A 538-nucleotide genomic window follows, 5' to 3' on the forward strand; every position below is an offset into this window, starting at 1 on the left:
CTCGACGGGCATCGTCTCGGGAGCGGACGAGGTCCCGAGCCGATTCTTCGCTGCGTGTCGGGATCCGGACGGCAACGATGTCACCGGCACGATCCAGTCGGGCCAGCAGCATCGCGTCGTTCCGGTCAGTCTTGACCCGGTCACCAGAAGGTCGGATCAGCTTCGATGGTGCCGCGACCTGCACGACATGGCCTGCTTCACTCAGCGTCCGGGCCAGGCCGAACCCGGTCGGGCCGGCTTCATGAACAATGCGAAGCGGGCCGTGGACGCGGGCGAGTTCCTCGACGAATCTGCTGATCTCAACGAGATCGTTGGCCAGCTTCCTCTCGATCACCTCGCCGGTGGAGCCATCGATCGCGACTGCTCTCACGCTGCGGGCATGAACATCCAATCCCAGGCTTGTAGTCTCGGTGAACACCAGGGCCTCCTACGAATGTGCGCACCCCGGCCGCCCATCGACCAGGGTGATCCACGAGTCTTCATAGCGGGGCCCTGGGCCACAAGACCTCTCAACCCCGCCACCCTCATAGCGTCTGAG

The 538-nt window shown here is 64.3% G+C and carries 1 protein-coding gene; it reads right to left on the reverse strand.

Features of this window, described 5'->3' with window-relative positions; translation table 11 throughout:
- A partial coding sequence (locus AC5020_RS16930) for an IS110 family transposase (RefSeq protein ID WP_464989147.1) occupies positions 1-418 on the reverse strand: 418 nt, incomplete at its 3' end.
- Positions 419-538 lie beyond the last annotated feature (120 nt).

The organism is Brachybacterium sp. SYSU DS0246 (assembly GCF_059391765.1).